Genomic DNA, 19111 nt, shown 5'->3' on the forward strand with positions numbered 1-19111 from the left:
AGAGACGCTAAAGAAGATAAGATGAATAATTGACTGGAGGATTGAAAGTCAATTATCTTTCGAATTAGATTTTTTTATACTTATACAAACAGGCCTCGACGCAACCAACGCCTCTTAGAATAAGTACTTCCTCTGTAAGTGAATGTACTGCCAGGTTCCAAACATCAGCTTGTCCTTCCTCCAATTCTTCGCAAGTGTAAGTTAGCGCCAAATTATCATCGTCTACTGTATATTCTCCCTCTGCACAATTTTCATTGTTATCTGAAGTAAAAGTTCCTTCCTGAGTAAAAGTATAAGAGCTTCCATCCTCTACAGGCTGCCACGAAGTTTCTCCACCAGGACTTACATAGGTTTCTGAAAGTTTCCACGTACCTACAAGATTGGTAGTGGTTAAATCCAAAACTTTTAACTGTTGCTCATCATCAGATTCACATCCGGAAAGAAGTAAAACAAAGGCTAACGCAGTTAATCGAAGAAATAGTCTCATAATTCGTCGTTTAATATTAGATACAATTTACACTAGAAGGTTGCGTGCGGTAAAGGTATTCTTTTTAATAAAGGAATTTTTTACTTAAAGAATATAGAGGACAGAGGAGATTAATTGAGTAAATGAGCCTTAATACCTACCTTATTTACAAATCAAAAAACCCGAAGCTTTCACTTCGGGTTTTTCTACGCACTAATACTACTAAGATGATAGGCTTATCGCAATCGGTCCACAGATTTTACGAGATTTTCATCCTTCTTTATAGCCTTGTTGGCCAACACTAAAAAAACGATAGAAATTATTGGAAGAAACATCCCAATACCCTTCTCTGAGATATCTTGCTCTCCAGGTACATTTAGCAACCAATAAACAAACACTCCTAGTAAAAAAAAGTTTAATATTATATTCAGTCGCCCCAGCACAAACTGCAGCTTTCTGTTTCTAAACATAAAAATACTTACCAAAGATAACGAACCTGATAAAAGGAACATTATAAACACCATTAATTCATCTTCGGCATAAACCGTTTCTCCAACGGAATTTTCCCAAAGATAAAAAACAAATATTAATCCAAGGCTAACTATAGCCGCTAAAAAAAGATAAACCGTTTGTATGCGTTGTAGCATGATAACTTTGAAATTTGACTGACAAAAATAAAGATTCTTTTCAAAAAACCTGTTTAAAAATTAAAATAAAGTCGTATTATTGCAATAACATTTCGTAACCACTTCAAAACAGGTTACTTAAGACTCCAAAAAAATTTACTAGTCTTCCCGGAGAAGTTAAATCAATCCAAACAAACTTATTCGTAATTATTCATGTTTGAAATTTCAGAATTAAAAGCTAAGAAACTTCCTGAGCTTCAGGAGATAGCTAAAACCTTAAATGTTCCAAAATTCAGAAGCCTTAAAAAACTTGATCTTGTATATCAAATATTAGATTACCAGGCTTCCAACCCAGTGAAGGTAAAGGAGGTTTTAACCGAGGAAAAAGAAGCCCCCGCACCGTCTTCTTCATCATCAGATAACAAACCTAAAAAACCTAAAGGCGGAAAAATTGGAAGTAATAAGAAACCTCCGCGAAAGCAGGAAAAATCTTCAGCTTCTGAAGAAAATAAAACTTCCGACGAAAAATCTGAAACACCTTCAAATTCTAATAAGTCAAAATCTGATAAGCCTCAGAACACTCATAAAAATCAATCCAAAAGCAATACGCCAAAAGATGAAAAGAGCGTTCCTAAAAGCAGCAAGCCAAACCCGAGGGACAACAAGAAGGATTCGAGAGACAAAAAAGACTACAACAATAACTCCGGAAACAGAGACAACAACAACAACAACAACAACAACTCTGGAAACAGAGACCATAACAGCAGGGACAATAACAATTCCAATTCTGGAAAAAACAGCGGAAACCGCGACAGTAGAAACCGTTACCGTGAACCAGATTACGAATTTGACGCTATTATAGAGAGCGAAGGTGTTCTTGATATTATGCAGGATAATTATGGATTTTTAAGATCTTCAGATTATAATTATCTTACTTCTCCTGATGATATCTATGTTTCACAATCGCAAATAAGACTTTTCGGTTTAAAAACCGGGGACACTGTTCTTGGGCAAATTCGCCCTCCAAAAGAAGGAGAAAAATATTTTCCGCTTATAAAAATCAGTAAAATTAATGGTCTTGATCCCCAGGTTGTTCGGGACCGGGTTTCTTTCGAACATTTAACTCCACTTTTCCCTACAGAAAAATACAATATTGCTGAAAAGCAAAGTAGTATCTCTACCAGGATCATGGATCTTTTTGCTCCTATCGGAAAAGGACAACGTGGTATGATCGTTTCCCAGCCAAAAACTGGAAAGACAATGCTCCTTAAGGATATTGCCAATGCGATAGCTGCCAATCATCCTGAAGTTTACCAGATCGTATTGCTTATCGATGAGCGTCCTGAAGAGGTTACAGATATGCAGCGCAACGTAAAAGGAGAAGTTGTAGCTTCTACTTTCGACAAAGAGGCTCATGAGCACGTTAGAGTAGCAAATATCGTTCTGGAAAAAGCAAAAAGGCTTGTAGAGTGTGGTCATGATGTTGTAATCCTTCTGGATTCTATTACACGTCTTGCCCGTGCATACAACACCGTACAACCTGCCAGTGGTAAGGTTTTAAGCGGTGGTGTGGATGCTAACGCTTTGCACAAACCAAAACGTTTCTTTGGTGCTGCCCGTAACATCGAGAATGGTGGATCTTTATCTATTATTGCAACCGCCCTTACAGAGACAGGCTCCAAAATGGATGAAGTAATTTTTGAAGAATTTAAAGGAACCGGTAACATGGAACTTCAGCTGGACAGAAGAATCTCTAACAGAAGAATTTTCCCTGCCATCGACCTTATTTCTTCCAGCACACGCCGTGATGATCTCTTACTGGACGAAGCTACGATACAACGTATGTGGGTATTGCGTAAATATCTTGCCGATATGAACCCTATCGAAGCTATGGAGTTTATCAACGACAGAATAAAACAAACGAAGAACAACGAAGAGTTTTTGATCTCAATGAATGGGTAAGATTTTCTTCTGAAGATATGTAACCGGGCAGAGATGTCCGGTTTTTTTATGATTTAAGGTTAGGACGGCTGCTCATTTATTCTCTTCAACTATAGACAATTTTATTGTCGAGACCTGGAAGTATTTCTTCTTGGGCTACTCTATAAGGAGGCATATAATTGGCAATTTTCGACCTTTACGTTCTTTTACGAACCTGTTATCGATCGTTTTTGTCTGCAAGATATCATGCATTCATAAAAGTTTACGCTCTTTACCCTCTCAGGAAATTTTACTCCTTTTTTATTGTGAAAAGCGTCAATTGCCTTTAAAATGTTTGCGGGTAAATCGTTTCAGGTCAATTTCCGGAGAGAGTTCTTTACCTTCTTCAATAAACTCTATAAGATCTTTAGACACACTGGGCGCTATGAGCACTCCACGACTACCAAAACCATTGCAGCAATAGACATTTGCCATTTTTGGATGCCGGCCTACCAGCGGCTTCCTATCTGCTGTAGAAGGTCGTATTCCTGCTACCTGATCAATTACTTCATACTTACAGGAAATTATTTTATCAAGTTGGCTCATCAACTTCTCCCTTGCAACCACTGTAGGTGATGGTGTTTTATCCACATTATCATATGTGGCTCCTACCTTATAAAGATCATTACCCATAGGCATAATAAACACTGAAGATTTAACTGCCTTATTCAACTTCAAATCTTCTGAAAATATGGTTATGTACTCCCCTTTGTTGCCATGAAGCGGCAGATAATTAAAAAAGGGATTTCTCTTTAATCCAAAGCCATCGCAAAAAATGATGTTTTTAGCTTTTTCTCCTTTATAGCTTACATGATTAGCTTCGGTAATAAGCTGATTATAATCAAATCTTTCATATTTAAGAACATCCCTTTTTTCCAGATCATTCCTGTATTCATTTAATAAAATTTCAGTATCTATGTTGCCGGTATTGGAAACTCTTCCAAAGGAGTAATCTGCATATACATGAGCATTTATTTCTTTGATCAACTGGGTATCCAGAAAATTTTCCAAACCGGGCTTGTCAGCGGCATCAAACCAGTTATTTTGTTCCTCGGCTGAATGAAATCTCCGATAGATATCCCAGAAATGAAGAAGCTTTACTTCATATTTCTCCTCAAATTGGTGATAAAAGGGAATAGCCATCTTCAATTGTTCATCTGCATTCCAGGCTAGAGTAAACCGTTTAAGAATTACTGGATTAAAAATACCTCCTGCCACCAGGGAAGATTTCTGAAACAGGTTTTCATACACCCTAAAGGACTTATTTCTCTTCCCGAGATGTGATGTAACTGCGAGTCCGCTAAGACCTAAGCCTACTATGATATAGTCTAACATCCTATAAAATTAAAAAAAGAAAAATTCTTTAACCGTATTCAATAAAAAAACCGTTTAAAATAATTTAAACGGCTTCTCTATGTTTTTAGAAATGATTGATGCTTAATAATTCCACATATCCTGTTCAAAATTGCGGATTTGTTCTTTTATACGCTCTGATTCGAGAAGTTGCATGAACGCATTTTGAGGAATATATTCATCAATTTCACGATCACCCTGTACATTATCTTCTTTATAAATTATACCATTAAATCTCCTGGAATTTAATAGATGATCAAAAGAAAGATCCTGTGCTGTATTGGCACCATTATATGCTTTAGCTTCATGAAGGGCTTTCCTCGCATCTGGATAAAAGACCCAGAAAAGCTCTACCAAATCGGTCTGACCTGAATCGATAAAGTTAACATCGGGAGCTACCGGTGCAATTCCAAGTAAGCGATACCTAAGTTCAGCCTGCTTTTTATCGAAGTACCAAAGACCACGGATATGATATTCGGCAATATCTGCCGATCCTAAATCCCGACGATCAATAAACTGCTCATCCACTTCTTCCCCGGCATTGTATTGTTCAATTCCAAGATCTGTAGTATCCACTTTTGATATAGTAGCACTTATATCTTTTAAAGTCCGCTTTTCATTAAAATATGAATCGGCATAAATATTTGTAATTTCCCCGTTCTTTATGCTGGCTACAAGAACATCATAGAGTGAACGACGGTTATTCCCAATGTTATTGGTGTCCACTGGGTAATAATATGGAAAATTAACCCTTTCATCCAGATCTATTATCTCCCATACATTTTTTGACCACAGGATATCCCGGTCTCCAACATACCCGTACTCTAACGGCTCGTTATTTTGCTCAACTAGTTTTTGAGCCTCCGTTTTTTGACCAATTTCTTCGGGGGTATCTGCATTTAAAATATTTGCCTGACCGTAAGATGCTCCGGTAAGAAGCATTATAAAGCCTCCAAATATATGTCCTCTCCAGCTCATTGTTTTCAATTTTTATTAATTAGTAAGCTCAATAACAACAGGAGCTACCTTTTTAAGCTTATAACCAGAATTACCTGCTAAGGATGCCTGAATATCAAAAATTTGTACAGACTCTCCTCTTCCGGCTCTTCTTAAAGCAGATTGTGCCCTGTCATCCAACCTATTACCATTAACCCTAATAGTTGGTTGTCCCGGTACTTTTAAACTGAAACCTGTAACATTAAGGTCAAGATCGAAATCGAAATCTGGTAATGCTGCTCCAACCGTAGCAATTTCGAGACTGTTTCTCTGCATGGAAACAGATCCATCTTCCCCACGGATTGTTCCAACCGGTCTTGGAATATCTTTTACCCGAAAAGTTTCACTAGACGGGTAACTTTCACCATCTATAGTTCCGGTCACGTTAATTTCTACCTCCCTTTGTTGAAGATTAGTAACATTAATTACATAGCTACTACCAGAAACCCTGGATAATCCTGGCGCATTAGCACTAATTTGATTATCTGGCACCCCAGGCATTGAAATTGTAAGCGGGTTCTGTACACCACGATAAAGAACATTCATTTTATCTGCAGATATTACAGCAGAATTAGGTTTAGGAATTACAGAAAATTCCGAAGACACATTTACAGGCACTTCTTCACCTTCTTGCATAAAAACCAATTGTCCCTCAAGCTTGTGCTGACCTGCACTACCTGCAGGTACATTTAGAACAACTCTCCCGCCGTCTATAGTATAATCTGAATCATCTAAAAGTCTACCATCAAGAGTAAGCTCCACTCTGTTTGGTTTTGTAGTAGGGTCTGTTCTACCCAAAACAATTGCTCCATTAAATTGCTCTCCCTGATAATAGGCAGATTTCGGAGTTTGAAGTAAAGTAGAATAGTTTGTCATAGAAACTTCGCTCTGCAACTGTCCTGAAAGCATAGCAGATAAAATCTGATTCTCTGTGGTCTTAATGTCAGACTGAATTTGTGTTAATTGCGTAAGAGAAGCCACTAAAGGAAAACCTTCAAATTTATATTTTAGCCAATCCACGTTAGCTCCATCCACATTTTGCTCTTCTGTGGCAAAATCATTTCTCACTTTCTCCGCAATTTCAGAAAACTCTTCACCAAGAATTCCGGCAACAGTTTCCCTGTAATTATCTATTCTATCGACAAATTCCTGTCCTCTCGGACTTATCCTTCCACTTTGGAAAAACATTTCATCAAGCTGGCTAGATTGATCCATGGCTTCATAATCCTGAGGATTTTCCATGTCGGCCACAAGTTCATTTTTTATTTCCTGTATATAAGAATCAAGGCTTGAGGAAAGCGAATCTATACGTTCTGCTTTTGCTACCAAAGGTTCATACTTTGCAGGCTGCTCACTTACTTTTTCCTCTAGTCCAGCCATAAATGCGCTGTTACGCAGCTCAGTCAGGTTATTGGATTCACTTAATTTTTCATTCATTAATCCAAAGGCAGTTAATACTTCTTTGGACATATTCAAGGCCATCATTGCGATGAAAACCAAATACATTAGGTTTATCATCTTTTGCCTTGGGGATTGTTTTCCAGATGCCATATTTTATTTTTATGTTTTGATAAAGATTGATTTGGGGATGGACATCTTATTAACCAGCAACTCTTCCTGTACCGTTCATAGCAGTTAACATACCACCATATACGTTATTTAAAGATGACATGTTTGCTGTTAAAGCATCCATTTCCTCTTTCAATCTCCCTGCATTTTCTGCCACAGCTTTGTTCACCTCGGCCTGTTTTGAAGCAGACTCAACCTGTGCTTTGTAAATATTGTTTAGTGTCTCCATTTGTGAAGCAGCTACACTTAATTCTTCACTATATTTCTTTTGAGAAGCCATGGAATCAACTGTTGGAGCAATACCTTTGGCCGCACCTTCAAAATTTCGGATGCTTTCTCCAAGACTAGACATTAAATTTGCATCTAATTTAGCCTCCTTAAGCATATTATCAAGTTTCTTGGAAAGTAATCCATCTGCTTCCTTTTCTTCTTCTATAACAGCAGTATTTCTGGTTTGAGCCGGCCCTCCTGCCAATTCGGGATAAACTAATGCCCAGTCAAGATCATCGTCGACAGGTTCAAATGCAGAATACGCAAAGACTAATGCTTCTACTACCAAACCGGCGATAAGCATTGGGTTACCTCCGGGCCAGTGCATAATTTTAAATAATGCACCTAGTATTACAACAGATGCACCTAAACCGTACACCATGTTAGTTATCTTCTTAGTAGATTTTGAGTTTGCCATAATTTTTTATAATAATTAAATTCTTGTAAATAGGTTAAGGTTCGAAATTGAGTTAAAATGATTTTCTATCTGTTGGATTGACTCAGAGTTACATCTGTTCCCAAATAATCCTGCACAGTTCTAAATCCAATATAGCTCCTTGCAGAATCTGCATATTCATAATCTCTGGAGCTGACTTGCAGGAAGTATGCCACATCTTTCCAGGAACCGCCACGAACTACTTTTCGCATATCATCAGGATTATTGACAGAAGGATTCATAGAAGACATGTATTCATAAGAAATAGGATCGTAAGAAGAATAAACCCACTCTCCAACATTACCAGCCATATTATACAGCCCATAATCGTTTGGATCATAGGATTTGGCTTCAACAGTATAAAGAGCCTGATCTGCTGCGTAATCTCCCCGAAGAGGTTTGAAGTTAGCCATAAAGCAACCCCTGTCGTTTTTGGCATATGGACCACCCCAGGGATAAGTAGCTCCTTCCAATCCACCGCGTGCAGCATATTCCCACTCTCCCTCTGTTGGTAATCGATACGTTGGCACATTCTCCAAATCCTTTTCCTGGCGGAACTCGTTATGATACATAGTTCTCCACTGAGCAAAAGCCCTCGCCTGTTTCCAGGAAACCCCTACAACGGGATAGTCATCAAAAGCACTATGCCAGAAGTAATCATTGTGCATAGGCTCATTATAGGAATAATTAAAATCTTTTATCCACACTGTGGTATCAGGATATATTGCGAGTTCTTCAGTTTTAATGAAATCACTACGACTTGCAGATTCGGAACGTGCAGCAGCCTGAATATCCATCCAGGAGTATTTAAATTTCAACTTTTTAACGTCGATAGTCCTTTGCCCATTATAAACCTCATCTAAAGGAATATACATAGAGTCCATTACCTCTGCATAATAAACATCGGGATAATCTTCTGTAGAAGTATAAAGATCTACATCCTTATTCAACCTTCTGTTTTCATAGGTGTCACCAGGGCCACCAGTGCCATAAGCATTTAACATGTACTCTTCATAAGGAGTCATATCTTCTGGATCTGAATCAGCAAAAGCAAATTCTCCAATACCTCCGTCACCAGGAACAGCGCCTTCCATTTCAGCCATTATTGCCAGTCGCACCCGAATGATAGAATCCTTTACATAGTTTACAAACTGGCGATATTCAGCATTTGTAATTTCTGTTTCATCCATATAAAATGAGCGCACAGTAACCGTTTTTGGCGGTGCATTTCTTTGGTCGGCAATATCATCATCAGATTTTCCCATGATAAACGCACCTCCCGGAATCAATGTCATACCATACGGTTTTTCCGGATTCCACTTTCTCCCTTCCGCACCTACTAACTGACCGCGATCGCTTCGACCACAACCAACAAGCAAGGTTAGAACAGCAACTAGCGAAATAAACTTCTTCATAATTTTCTCCTGGGTTAAGACAATTGGTTTACGGCGGTAAACCTATCTATTTATTTTATAAAAAACAATATTTTCAATAAAAATACAGTAAAACTAATTAATGGTTTAAGTATTTCTAAATTTCATTTTTCCTCTTGGCTTTATACCATCTTTCAGGAATAATCTGATTACAGGCTTCGAGATAATCCCCTTCACTGCAAGGTAATAACGTATGTCTTTTTAATTTAGTATTTACGTTCACAGGAAATGGTATTTCTATCCACCATCGCCCACTTAAGGGGCTTTTAAAGAAGACCAACACATCATCGTCTATGGGCACCTGATATTTAACAAACTCGTTCTTAGCTGAAACAGTGTTCTCATTTGTTCGGTAATTCACCCCTTCAATAAAGTACCACAATATTTGCGCTACCAGCATATTTCCAATAGATTTATAATCTACAGAATATTCATAAATACCAAAAGAGGAAACCTTATCACTTATTCCTGCATATCTTGCCAAGGCACATATTTCCTTACCATCAAAGCCGTTTGGAGAGTTATTATAGTACCCACCACCTAAAACAGTAGCATTTATCGCTCCCAAATCCATACCAACTAAGTTTGCGTCCCTCATTATAGGCTCAATATTTGAAATATTTGAAGTGACTTCACCCAGTCTGTAGGCATCAAAAAACAGCCGCTCCATCAGCTCAATTTCATTTTGAGAATTAAAGTATGTCTGATATCCTACACTGGAATAATTAAATAAATTATAAGGTTTATTTACGACGATTTTTCCTACATATGATTCGCTAGAAATCGGATGATCTGCATCACCAAGATCAAATTTACTGTCAATATTGACCAAATTCACCATTTGGTCGAGGTTATCAAAGGCCCGGTACTGTGCGTATATCAAATCCTGGCTTCCTCCCAAAATTACCGGAATAATACCTTTTTTGATCAACTGGGTCAATATAGTCTGCAAAGCAAAATAGGTATCCTCGACTTCTGCTCCTTTTTCAATATCTCCCAGGTCGGCAATTTTTATGTGCCAGTTTCCGGGAAACAACCGGTAAAAGGAAGAACGAATATTATGAAAATGCAGAAACTCATCTACCCCTGCAGATCTCCTGTTTTCTTTAACACCTATTATTGCAATCTGTACGTCTTCCAAGTCGGGAATCCCAGATTCAGAAGAGTGGACTTTTATAATGTTCCCTAAACTCTGCTTATCAAAACTTGTAATTTCGCCCAGCAAATCTTCACTTACCGGCCTCAGAAAATCAAGATCCATATGCTACTTCTTTTTAGTAGTTTTCTTCTTCGTTGTCGTTTTCTTTTTAGCCGCAGACTTTTTCTTTGCAGGTGTTTTCTTTTTGGATTTCTTATCCAGAATATCCTTCACCTCTTCCAGCGTAAGCTTTTCGGCATCAACAGTTTTTGGCAGCTCTACCTTTGTTTTTCCTTTTATAACATTAGATCTTCCCCATCGGGCTTTTTCCACACGAATCCCTTCGTCTTCCCAGTTATGGATCACCTTTTCCCGCTCTTTCTTCTTTTTATCTTCAATAAGAGCTTCAATATCTTCTGCGGAAAGATTATCAAAATCGTATTTTTTATTTACATTAATAAAAATACCATTCCACTTTAGATAAGGACCAAAACGTCCCACTCCTTTTTGAACCGGAAGATCTTCATAGGTGTAAATTGGGGCATCAGCCTTCTCCTTTTCCTTTACAAGCTCCATCGCCCGCTCAAAATCCACATTTAACGGATCTTCTCCTTTTTCCAGTGAGACAAACTTTTTCCCAAACCTTACATACGGACCATATCGCCCATTGTTCACTTCTACATTCTCTCCTTTATATTCACCCAGTGTCTTCGGAAGCTGAAATAAATCCATAGCCTCTTCATAGGTAACCGAATCTAATGTCTGGTCCGGACCTAAACTTGCAAACTTCGGTTTTTCATCATCTTCCACAGAACCAATTTGTACCATAGGCCCAAATTTGCCCAATCTCACACTTACCGGCTTGCCAGTTTCAGGGTCTTCACCAAGGATGCGTTCTCCAACTTCTCGATCGGCATTCTTTGCAACATCCTGCACATGTGGATGGAAATCTTTGTAGAATTCCTTCATCATATGCGTCCATTCCTCGTTCCCTTCAGCTATATCATCAAAATTCTGCTCCACTTTCGCGGTAAAATTATAATCTAGAATATTTGAAAAGTGGTTTACAAGAAAATCATTGACCACCATCCCTGTCGCAGTAGGTACAAGTTTGCCCTTGTCACTACCAACGGTCTCGGTTAATTTTTCTTCAGATATCTTATTCTGCTTCAGAAAAAGCTGTGCATAATCACGCTCATTTCCGTCTACAGAGCCTTTATCTATATATTTCCTGTTCTGAATGGTAGAAATAGTAGGAGCGTATGTGGACGGACGGCCAATACCTAATTCTTCAAGCTTTTTAACCAAAGAAGCTTCCGTATACCTGTATGGTGGACGGGTAAATCTTTCGGTGGCCGAAATATATTCATTCTCAAGACTTTCGTTTTGCTTAAGAGCAGGCAACATTCCGCTTTGCTCCTCATCTTCTTCATCAGACCCTTCTAAATATACCTTTAGAAATCCATCGAATTTAAGAACCTCGCCATTTGCTGTAAACTGCTTATCATGTTTATCTGCTTCAATCTTAACATTGGTACGTTCCAGTTGTGCTTCACTCATCTGTGAAGCAATCGCCCTTTTCCAGATAAGCTCATATAGCCTTTGCTGGTCCCTATCTGCATTTACAGAATGATTCTCAAAACTTGTGGGACGTATCGCCTCATGCGCTTCCTGTGCTCCTTTCGTTTTTCCTTTGAACTGTCGCGATTTTGCATATTTTTCCCCATAAGCCTTTAAAATCTCCTTCTTAGCTCCTTTTCTGGCATCATCAGATAGGTTTACACTATCGGTCCTCATATAAGTGATATGACCGGCTTCGTAAAGGCGCTGCGCCATAGTCATCGTCTTACTTACAGAAAAATAAAGTTTTCTGGAAGCCTCCTGTTGCAGCGTAGACGTGGTAAATGGTGGTGCCGGAGATTTCTTTGCCGGCTTAGTAGTAAGATCTGCTACTATAAATTTTGCTTCTAAATTTTGCTCCAGAAATTTGCGTGCTTCCTCTTTTGTATTAAAATTCTTCGGAATTTTAGCTTTAAATGTTTTACCCTCTTCCGTAGAAAATTCAGCATCAATCCTATAAGAAGCTTCAGGGGTAAATTCCGTAATCTCACGTTCGCGTTCTACAATTAATCTAACCGCAACGCTCTGAACACGACCTGCTGAAAGTCCTCCTTTTACTTTCCTCCATAAGACTGGTGAAAGTTCGTATCCCACCAACCTGTCTAAAATTCTCCTTGCCTGCTGCGCATTCACAAGGTTATAATCTATATCACGAGGATTATCAATTGCCTTTAAAATAGCCGATTTAGTAATCTCGTGAAAAACAATTCGTTTCGTTTTAGCTTTATCAAGTTTCAGTTCTTCTGCCAAATGCCAGGCAATCGCTTCTCCTTCACGATCTTCATCACTCGCCAGCCAGACCATTCCTGCATCCTTTGCCAAACCTTTCAGCTTGCGGACTACATCTTTTTTATCCTTAGAAACTATATATTTAGGTGTAAAATCCCCTTCTGTGTCTACCCCAAGTTCTTTTGTGGGTAAATCTGCAATATGCCCAAAGCTTGACGCCACCTTAAAATCCTTGCCCAGGAACTTCTCAATGGTTTTGGCCTTGGCAGGAGACTCCACAATCACTAAATTCTTTGCCATAAATCAAATATTAATTCGTGCAAAAGTATATGATTTTTTTTTTAACCAGATAAATCTTCACAATAAACCGTCTTAAAACATTTTTCCACTTCACAATACCATAACAAAAAAGCCCGCAAAAATGCGGGCCACAAAACAAAAAACAGACAAGAACTAATCCAGACTAAAGGAACTTATAAGGTTAATTTGGTTGTTCTTGTAATTGTATTGATGTAAAATATTGCCCCCAATCATTAACAACACTTCATCCAGAGGAATAATGTCATAGGTGTTAACGTCCTCAAAATGATCTGTCATTGTAAGATAGGGGGTATTTGTTGTATCGTAAATTTTCAATCCGGCATCACCATCGCAAATAAAAAGTTGATCACCTCTTACTCCAAGCCCATATGGATTTTCCATCTCATAGCTCTTTAATGTTTGAGGATTGGATTTATCTGCAACATCAATTACCAGAAGTTCGCTCTCCTGCTGTCCACAAAAATTGCCTCCACGCACCGTGACATAGGCTATATCATCTTTTACTACCACAGGGTCGCACCCCAATACATGTCTTATCATGGAAACGAAAGCAGGAGATTCAGGATTCTCTATACTATATATATACATCCCGGTGGTACTACCCAAAAAAAGATGATCCTCCTGATTAAAAATTGTTTCAATATCCCAGCCTACATACTCTTCAAAAACTTTTTTGGGCTGCGAAAGAGCCGCTATATCAAAAACCGAAATATTCTGTTGATCTACGACATATAAATAATCTGAAACAATTTTAAATCTGGCTAAAGAACCTCCCGTTCCAGTACTGTTCCCCCCAGAACTTTCAAAAGCAGCATTATCTACTGCCCAACCGGGCTGTGCAGCCATTTCTATACGTCTTCTCTCCATAGAGTATCCAAGAATAACCTCCTGCTCAGGATCAAAACTTTTAGTATCTACAAACGCCGCCTCTGCAGGAACATTGAAGTTGGTATTAGGAAAAACATTCTTCACCCTTTCCACCTTTTTAATATTTTCGATATTCGAAACATCAAAAACCACCAGATCCATTCCACTGTCGGCATACAGCATATCGTTTTTCACAGCAATATCTAAATTCCGGGGAATACTGATGTATTGAATCTTTTTCGGTGCATAAGGGTCACGATTATCGATTACATGAACGCCCTGATATTTGTCATTTACAAAAACATAGTCTTTATAAGAGTATATCTTACCAACTTCGGTAATTACCCTCGGCTCCTGAATTTTTACAGAAGCACGGAACTCAGCAATAGACTGTGTGATGGGCACAGCTACTTCATAATATTCTCCTGCCGGTTCTTCTTTCTCACAAGATGTAAAAAACAAAAGGAACAGGGCCAGAAAAGGAATAAATGTTCGTTTTTTCATGATGGTTAATTTTCCTTTAGATGCACGGAATCGAAAAAGGTTGCGTGAAATTTATAAAATAATCACTGTCACTTTGTCACAAATTTGTTTAACACTATCTTTGTCCGTCGAAAATACCCAAAGTTATTGCTGTGTTATGGAGAAGATATTAGACGAGAAACAACAGGGAAACACCCTGGTAATGGAGCCCAGAAAAGGCAATAGCCGCAAACTTTTTATAGAAAGTTACGGCTGCGCCATGAATTTTAGCGATAGCGAAATTGTAGCATCAATACTTTCTAAAGAGGGCTTTGACACCACTCAGAAATTGGAAGAAGCAGACCTTGTGCTGGTAAATACCTGTTCCATTAGGGAAAAAGCAGAGCAGACAGTAAGGAAGCGTCTTGAAAAATACAATGCGGTTAAAAAAATAAACCCGAAAATGAAAGTCGGGGTTTTGGGCTGTATGGCAGAACGCCTCAAAAGTAAATTCCTTGAAGAGGAAAAAATTGTTGATCTCGTGGTGGGTCCAGACGCATATAAGGATTTGCCAAATCTCATCAATGACGTGGAAGAAGGTAGAGATGCGGTAAACGTATTGCTTTCAAAAGATGAGACTTATGGAGATATTTCTCCTGTACGGCTACAAAGCACTGGGGTATCGGCTTTTGTTTCTATTACCCGTGGCTGTGATAATATGTGTACATTTTGCGTAGTACCATTTACACGGGGCAGGGAACGAAGCCGGGATCCACAAAGCATTGTGGAAGAAGTAAATGATCTGGCAGCAAAAGGCTTTAAAGAAATTACGTTACTAGGTCAGAACGTCGATAGTTATTTATGGTACGGTGGTGGACTTAAGAAAGACTTTAAAAATGCTTCGGAAATGCAAAAAGCCACTTCGGTTAATTTCTCAGCTTTACTGAAGTTATGCGCCGAAGCACAACCCAAGATGAGAATTCGGTTTTCGACCTCCAATCCTCAGGATATGACTATGGACGTTATCGAAACTATGGCCAGTTACAGGAATATTTGCAACTATATCCATCTCCCGGTGCAAAGTGGAAGCGATAGAATCTTAAAGAAAATGAACCGTCTGCATACCAGGAAAGAGTATTTTGAAATGATTGATAATATCAAAAAATTAATACCCGACTGCGGAATTTCACATGATATTATTACCGGATTCCCCACAGAAACTGAAGAAGACCACCAGGATACTCTGGAATTAATGGAGTATGTAAAGTATCACTTTGGATATATGTTTTCTTATTCTGAAAGACCCGGAACAATGGCAGAGCGAAAATTTGAAGATGATGTCCCGGAAGAAACAAAGAAAAGAAGACTTACAGAAATTGTGAACCTTCAGCGTAAACATAGTTTATACAGGACACAGACTTTTATTGGAAAGACTGTAGAAGTTCTAATAGAAAAAGAATCTAAAAAATCTGATGCTCAATGGAGCGGAAGAACGCAGCAAAGTACAGTTGCCGTTTTTCCGAAGGGAGATTACAAAATAGGAGATTTTGTTAATGTAAAGATTAATGATTGTACCAGCGCCACATTAATTGGCGAAGCTATAGAACTAAGCGATAATAATTAACAGTTAAATGTTTCAGTTGATTAGATACTGATTACTTAATACTCAATACTGCACGCATTAAATGGAATCTGTACAAGCAATAAAGCAAAGGTTTGGAATTATAGGAGACGACCCAAAGGTGAATCGCTCCGTAGAAAAAGCTATTCAGGTTGCCCCAACAGATATATCTGTGCTGGTAACCGGGGAGAGCGGTGTGGGAAAAGAAAGCATCCCAAAAATCATCCACTCCCTGTCTCATAGAAAACATGGGAAATACATCGCTGTTAACTGCGGCGCCATTCCGGAAGGAACAATAGACAGCGAGCTTTTTGGGCACGAAAAAGGCGCTTTTACAGGTGCGACCCAGACACGTAACGGCTATTTTGAAGTTGCAGATGGCGGTACGATTTTTCTCGATGAAGTTGGGGAATTACCCCTTCCTACCCAGGTAAGACTTCTTCGTGTACTTGAAAACGGGGAGTTTATTAAGGTAGGGTCGTCAAAGGTTCAGAAAACAGATGTAAGGATAGTCGCAGCTACCAATATCAACATGTTCGAGTCCATCAAGAAAGAGAAATTCCGGGAAGATTTGTACTATCGCTTAAGTACGGTAGAAATTAATCTGCCCCCGTTAAGGGAGAGAAAAGGTGATATCCACTTGCTTTTCAGGAAGTTCGCTGCAGATTTTGCACTTAAATATAAGATGCCCACAATAAGACTGGAAGATGACGCTGTGGAGTTGCTACTTAAATACCGCTGGGGTGGGAACATTCGGCAGCTTCGGAATATTGCCGAGCAGATATCTGTACTTGAGCAACAGCGAAGCATCAATGCGGAAGACCTGAAACATTATTTGCCTGATATTGGCAGTAACTTGCCTGCAATCATTTCAGAAAAAAGGAAAGAAGGAGATTTTAGCAACGAAAGAGAAATTCTTTACAAAGTTCTCTTTGACATGAAAAATGACCTGAATGATCTTAAAAAGCTTACTTTGAAGTTAATGGAAGATGGAGATTCTAAAAAGGTTCAGGATGAAAATGAAAGTCTTATTCAGAAAATCTATGGTGAAGATGAAGAAGATATAGACACAGAAGAATTGGAAAACGAAAGAATGGAAGTTTTGCAGATCCCGCAAAATAGTCCCAAGTCTGAACTTCAGGATGCGCGGGATAAATATTATTTCGCAGAAGAGATTGAAGAAGAGGAAACACTTTCTTTACAGGATAAAGAACTGGAATTAATTAAAAAATCTCTCGAACGCCATGCAGGAAAAAGAAAGGCTGCAGCCGAAGAATTAGGGATTAGCGAAAGAACACTTTACAGGAAAATAAAACAATACGATCTCTGATTAAAGGTTAAATTAAGCTGCCAGTTTAAACTGGGCGACAATACTGATAAAAATTTATGAAAAAGTTCACCATCCTATTCTGTTCCATTTTATTACTGAGTCTTCAGTCGTGCGGAATATATTCTTTCACCGGTGCCAACACAGGAGATGCAGAATCTTTTCAGGTGAATTTCTTCCAGAACCAGGCCGATCTTGTGGAGCCGGGAATTGACAGACTTTTCACACTGGCACTTCAGGATCTAATTCAGAATCAGACCAACCTGAGCCTTGCCAATGAAAATGCGGATCTCATTTTTGAGGGCGAAATTGTGGATTATTATGTTGCGCCTATGACCTCCACAGCAAATAATACTGCCGCTCAAAACCGGCTGACAATTGCTGTAAATGTGAGATTTTATAATACACTTGAGCCAGAAAAGGACTTTGAGCGTGTTTTCTCCTTCTATTACGATTATCCGGCTACCACGCAATTAGTGGGTGGAGACCTGGAAACAGCCCTTGATGAAATCTACACACGTATAACCCAGGATGTTTTTAATGCTGCTTTAACAGATTGGTAATGGATATAAATGATTTCACATATTTACTGCAGCATCCCGGGAATGTAACCAAAGAACATTCCGGCGAACTGGAAGAAATCCTTATTAAATATCCTTATTTTCAGGCTGCCCGGGCACTTAGATTAAAAGGTCTTAAAGAAAACAGGTCATTTAGCTATAACAGTGCATTAAAGAAAACCGCAGCTTATACTACAGATAGAAGTGTGCTGTTCGATTATATCACCTCTCCTGAATTTAATCAAAATCAGATTGCAGAGCAGATTAAAGAGCAGGAAAAAAGACTGAAAGAAATTACGGTCTTTGAAGCTGAAGAAGTCCATGGAAAAAGAAGTATGGCTATAGACGATGCCATAAAAATGAAGCAATCTGAATCTGAAAGAGTGATGGATCCTGCTCTTTTTGAAAGACCGGAAAAAGAAGAGACACCCGAAAAAAGGCAAATATCGACCAACACCTCTCCGGAAGAAGAAGAACTGAAAATTGGGGAGCCTTTGGACTTTAATGCTTCAGAATCACATTCTTTTGCAGAATGGTTACGATTGACTTCTGCAAAACCGGTAGAAAGAGAAACTTCTTCTTCCAAAGAAGAAAAAGAAACAATAGAAGGGGAAAAACAGGATAAAGACGAGAATGCCCATTCGAAGAAGTTTGATCTTATAGATGAGTTTATTTCTAAAAGCCCCAAAATAAAACCGGGAAAATCAACTGGTAAAACCAATCTTGCCGAAAGGAGCTCTGTCACCCCCGAAGCTTTAATGACAGAGACTTTAGCCAAGGTTTACCTGGAGCAGAAAAACTATAAAAAAGCGATACAGGCTTATAAAATATTAATTTTGAAAAATCCCGAAAAAAGTGGTTTCTTTGCAGACCAAATTCGGGCAATCGAGAAATTACAAGAAAATAATACTGACTAAGAATGAGCACATTCACAATTTTTTTAGCCTTAATAGTTATAGTAGCATTTTTGCTTATTGTAGTGATTATGGTACAAAATCCTAAAGGAGGCGGACTTTCTTCTTCTTTTGGAGGCGGCGGACAACAGGTAGGCGGCGTAAAGAAAACCAATGACTTTTTAGACAAAAGCACATGGACTCTTGCTACTTTACTACTCGTCCTTATTTTACTTTCCAATGTAACAATTATGGATGATGGTCCAGGCTCTACAGGAGTTTTTGAAAGTGATACTGATGTTGAAATGAATGTACCGCAACCTGTGCAGCAACCAGTAACAAACGAAGAGTAGCATACTACTTCTTTACCTTAAAAAGCATATAAATGCCAGCTTATGACAAGCTGGCATTTTTTTTTGCCATTTGTCAGTTATTGTGTAGTGG

The 19111-nt window shown here is 38.6% G+C and carries 16 protein-coding genes; 6 read left to right on the forward strand and 10 right to left on the reverse strand.

What is annotated here, in order from left to right:
* Positions 1–64: 64 nt before the first annotated feature.
* Positions 65–487, reverse strand: coding sequence for a lipocalin-like domain-containing protein (locus RM541_RS14065; protein ID WP_311500773.1), 423 nt, complete (start codon positions 485–487; stop codon positions 65–67).
* Between the two features lie 215 nt (positions 488–702).
* Positions 703–1113 carry a DUF4293 domain-containing protein gene (locus RM541_RS14070; RefSeq protein WP_311500774.1) on the reverse strand — a complete coding sequence of 137 codons (411 nt, stop codon included), beginning with the start codon at positions 1111–1113 and terminating at the stop codon, positions 703–705.
* A 192-nt stretch (positions 1114–1305) separates the two neighbouring features.
* On the opposite strand from RM541_RS14070, the gene rho reads away from it, so the two are divergent.
* On the forward strand, positions 1306–3054 hold the full coding sequence (rho, locus tag RM541_RS14075; RefSeq protein ID WP_311500775.1) for a transcription termination factor Rho: 1749 nt from the start codon (positions 1306–1308) through the stop codon (positions 3052–3054).
* 294 nt (positions 3055–3348) lie between these two features.
* Here rho and RM541_RS14080 read toward each other — a convergent pair whose 3' ends face one another.
* The 8 genes from RM541_RS14080 to RM541_RS14115 form a co-directional block, all read right to left on the reverse strand.
* On the reverse strand, positions 3349–4407 hold the full coding sequence (locus RM541_RS14080; protein ID WP_311500776.1) for an NAD(P)/FAD-dependent oxidoreductase: 1059 nt from the start codon (positions 4405–4407) through the stop codon (positions 3349–3351).
* A 102-nt stretch (positions 4408–4509) separates the two neighbouring features.
* Positions 4510–5403, reverse strand: coding sequence for a type IX secretion system ring subunit PorN/GldN (gene porN / locus RM541_RS14085; RefSeq protein ID WP_311500777.1), 894 nt, complete (start codon positions 5401–5403; stop codon positions 4510–4512).
* 15 nt (positions 5404–5418) lie between these two features.
* On the reverse strand, positions 5419–6972 hold the full coding sequence (porM, locus tag RM541_RS14090; protein WP_311500778.1) for a type IX secretion system motor protein PorM/GldM: 1554 nt from the start codon (positions 6970–6972) through the stop codon (positions 5419–5421).
* Between the two features lie 49 nt (positions 6973–7021).
* Positions 7022–7678, reverse strand: coding sequence for a type IX secretion system motor protein PorL/GldL (porL, locus tag RM541_RS14095; RefSeq protein WP_311494905.1), 657 nt, complete (start codon positions 7676–7678; stop codon positions 7022–7024).
* Positions 7679–7743: 65 nt separating this feature from the next.
* Entirely contained in the window at positions 7744–9111 is a 1368-nt protein-coding gene (porK, locus tag RM541_RS14100) for a T9SS ring complex lipoprotein PorK/GldK (RefSeq protein WP_311500779.1), read from the reverse strand.
* 115 nt (positions 9112–9226) lie between these two features.
* The gene (locus RM541_RS14105) at positions 9227–10390 is read right to left on the reverse strand and encodes a formimidoylglutamase (protein WP_311500780.1); all 1164 of its coding nucleotides are present in this window, start codon (positions 10388–10390) and stop codon (positions 9227–9229) included.
* A gap of 3 nt (positions 10391–10393) precedes the next feature.
* Positions 10394–12916: a type I DNA topoisomerase gene (gene topA / locus RM541_RS14110; RefSeq protein WP_311500781.1), complete on the reverse strand. Its 2523-nt coding sequence runs from the start codon at positions 12914–12916 to the stop codon at positions 10394–10396.
* Positions 12917–13069: 153 nt separating this feature from the next.
* Positions 13070–14308 carry an LVIVD repeat-containing protein gene (locus tag RM541_RS14115; RefSeq protein ID WP_311500782.1) on the reverse strand — a complete coding sequence of 413 codons (1239 nt, stop codon included), beginning with the start codon at positions 14306–14308 and terminating at the stop codon, positions 13070–13072.
* 136 nt (positions 14309–14444) lie between these two features.
* On the opposite strand from RM541_RS14115, the gene miaB reads away from it, so the two are divergent.
* The 5 genes from miaB (at position 14445) to secG (ending at position 19020) form a co-directional block, all read left to right on the forward strand.
* Entirely contained in the window at positions 14445–15890 is a 1446-nt protein-coding gene (gene miaB, locus RM541_RS14120; protein ID WP_311500783.1) for a tRNA (N6-isopentenyl adenosine(37)-C2)-methylthiotransferase MiaB, read from the forward strand.
* 61 nt (positions 15891–15951) lie between these two features.
* On the forward strand, positions 15952–17217 hold the full coding sequence (locus RM541_RS14125) for a sigma-54 interaction domain-containing protein (RefSeq protein ID WP_311500784.1): 1266 nt from the start codon (positions 15952–15954) through the stop codon (positions 17215–17217).
* Positions 17218–17273: 56 nt separating this feature from the next.
* Positions 17274–17777: an LptE family protein gene (locus RM541_RS14130; protein ID WP_311500785.1), complete on the forward strand. Its 504-nt coding sequence runs from the start codon at positions 17274–17276 to the stop codon at positions 17775–17777.
* Positions 17777–18691 (forward strand): DUF8458 domain-containing protein, encoded by a 915-nt coding sequence (locus tag RM541_RS14135; RefSeq protein ID WP_311500786.1) that lies wholly within the window; start codon positions 17777–17779, stop codon positions 18689–18691. The genes RM541_RS14130 and RM541_RS14135 overlap by 1 nt, the downstream gene beginning before the upstream one ends.
* Positions 18692–18693: 2 nt before the next feature.
* Entirely contained in the window at positions 18694–19020 is a 327-nt protein-coding gene (gene secG, locus RM541_RS14140) for a preprotein translocase subunit SecG (RefSeq protein WP_311500787.1), read from the forward strand.
* Positions 19021–19111: the final 91 nt, after the last annotated feature.

This window comes from Autumnicola psychrophila (assembly GCF_031846645.1).
In the GTDB taxonomy this organism is placed as follows: Bacteria; Bacteroidota; Bacteroidia; order Flavobacteriales; family Flavobacteriaceae; genus Autumnicola; species Autumnicola psychrophila.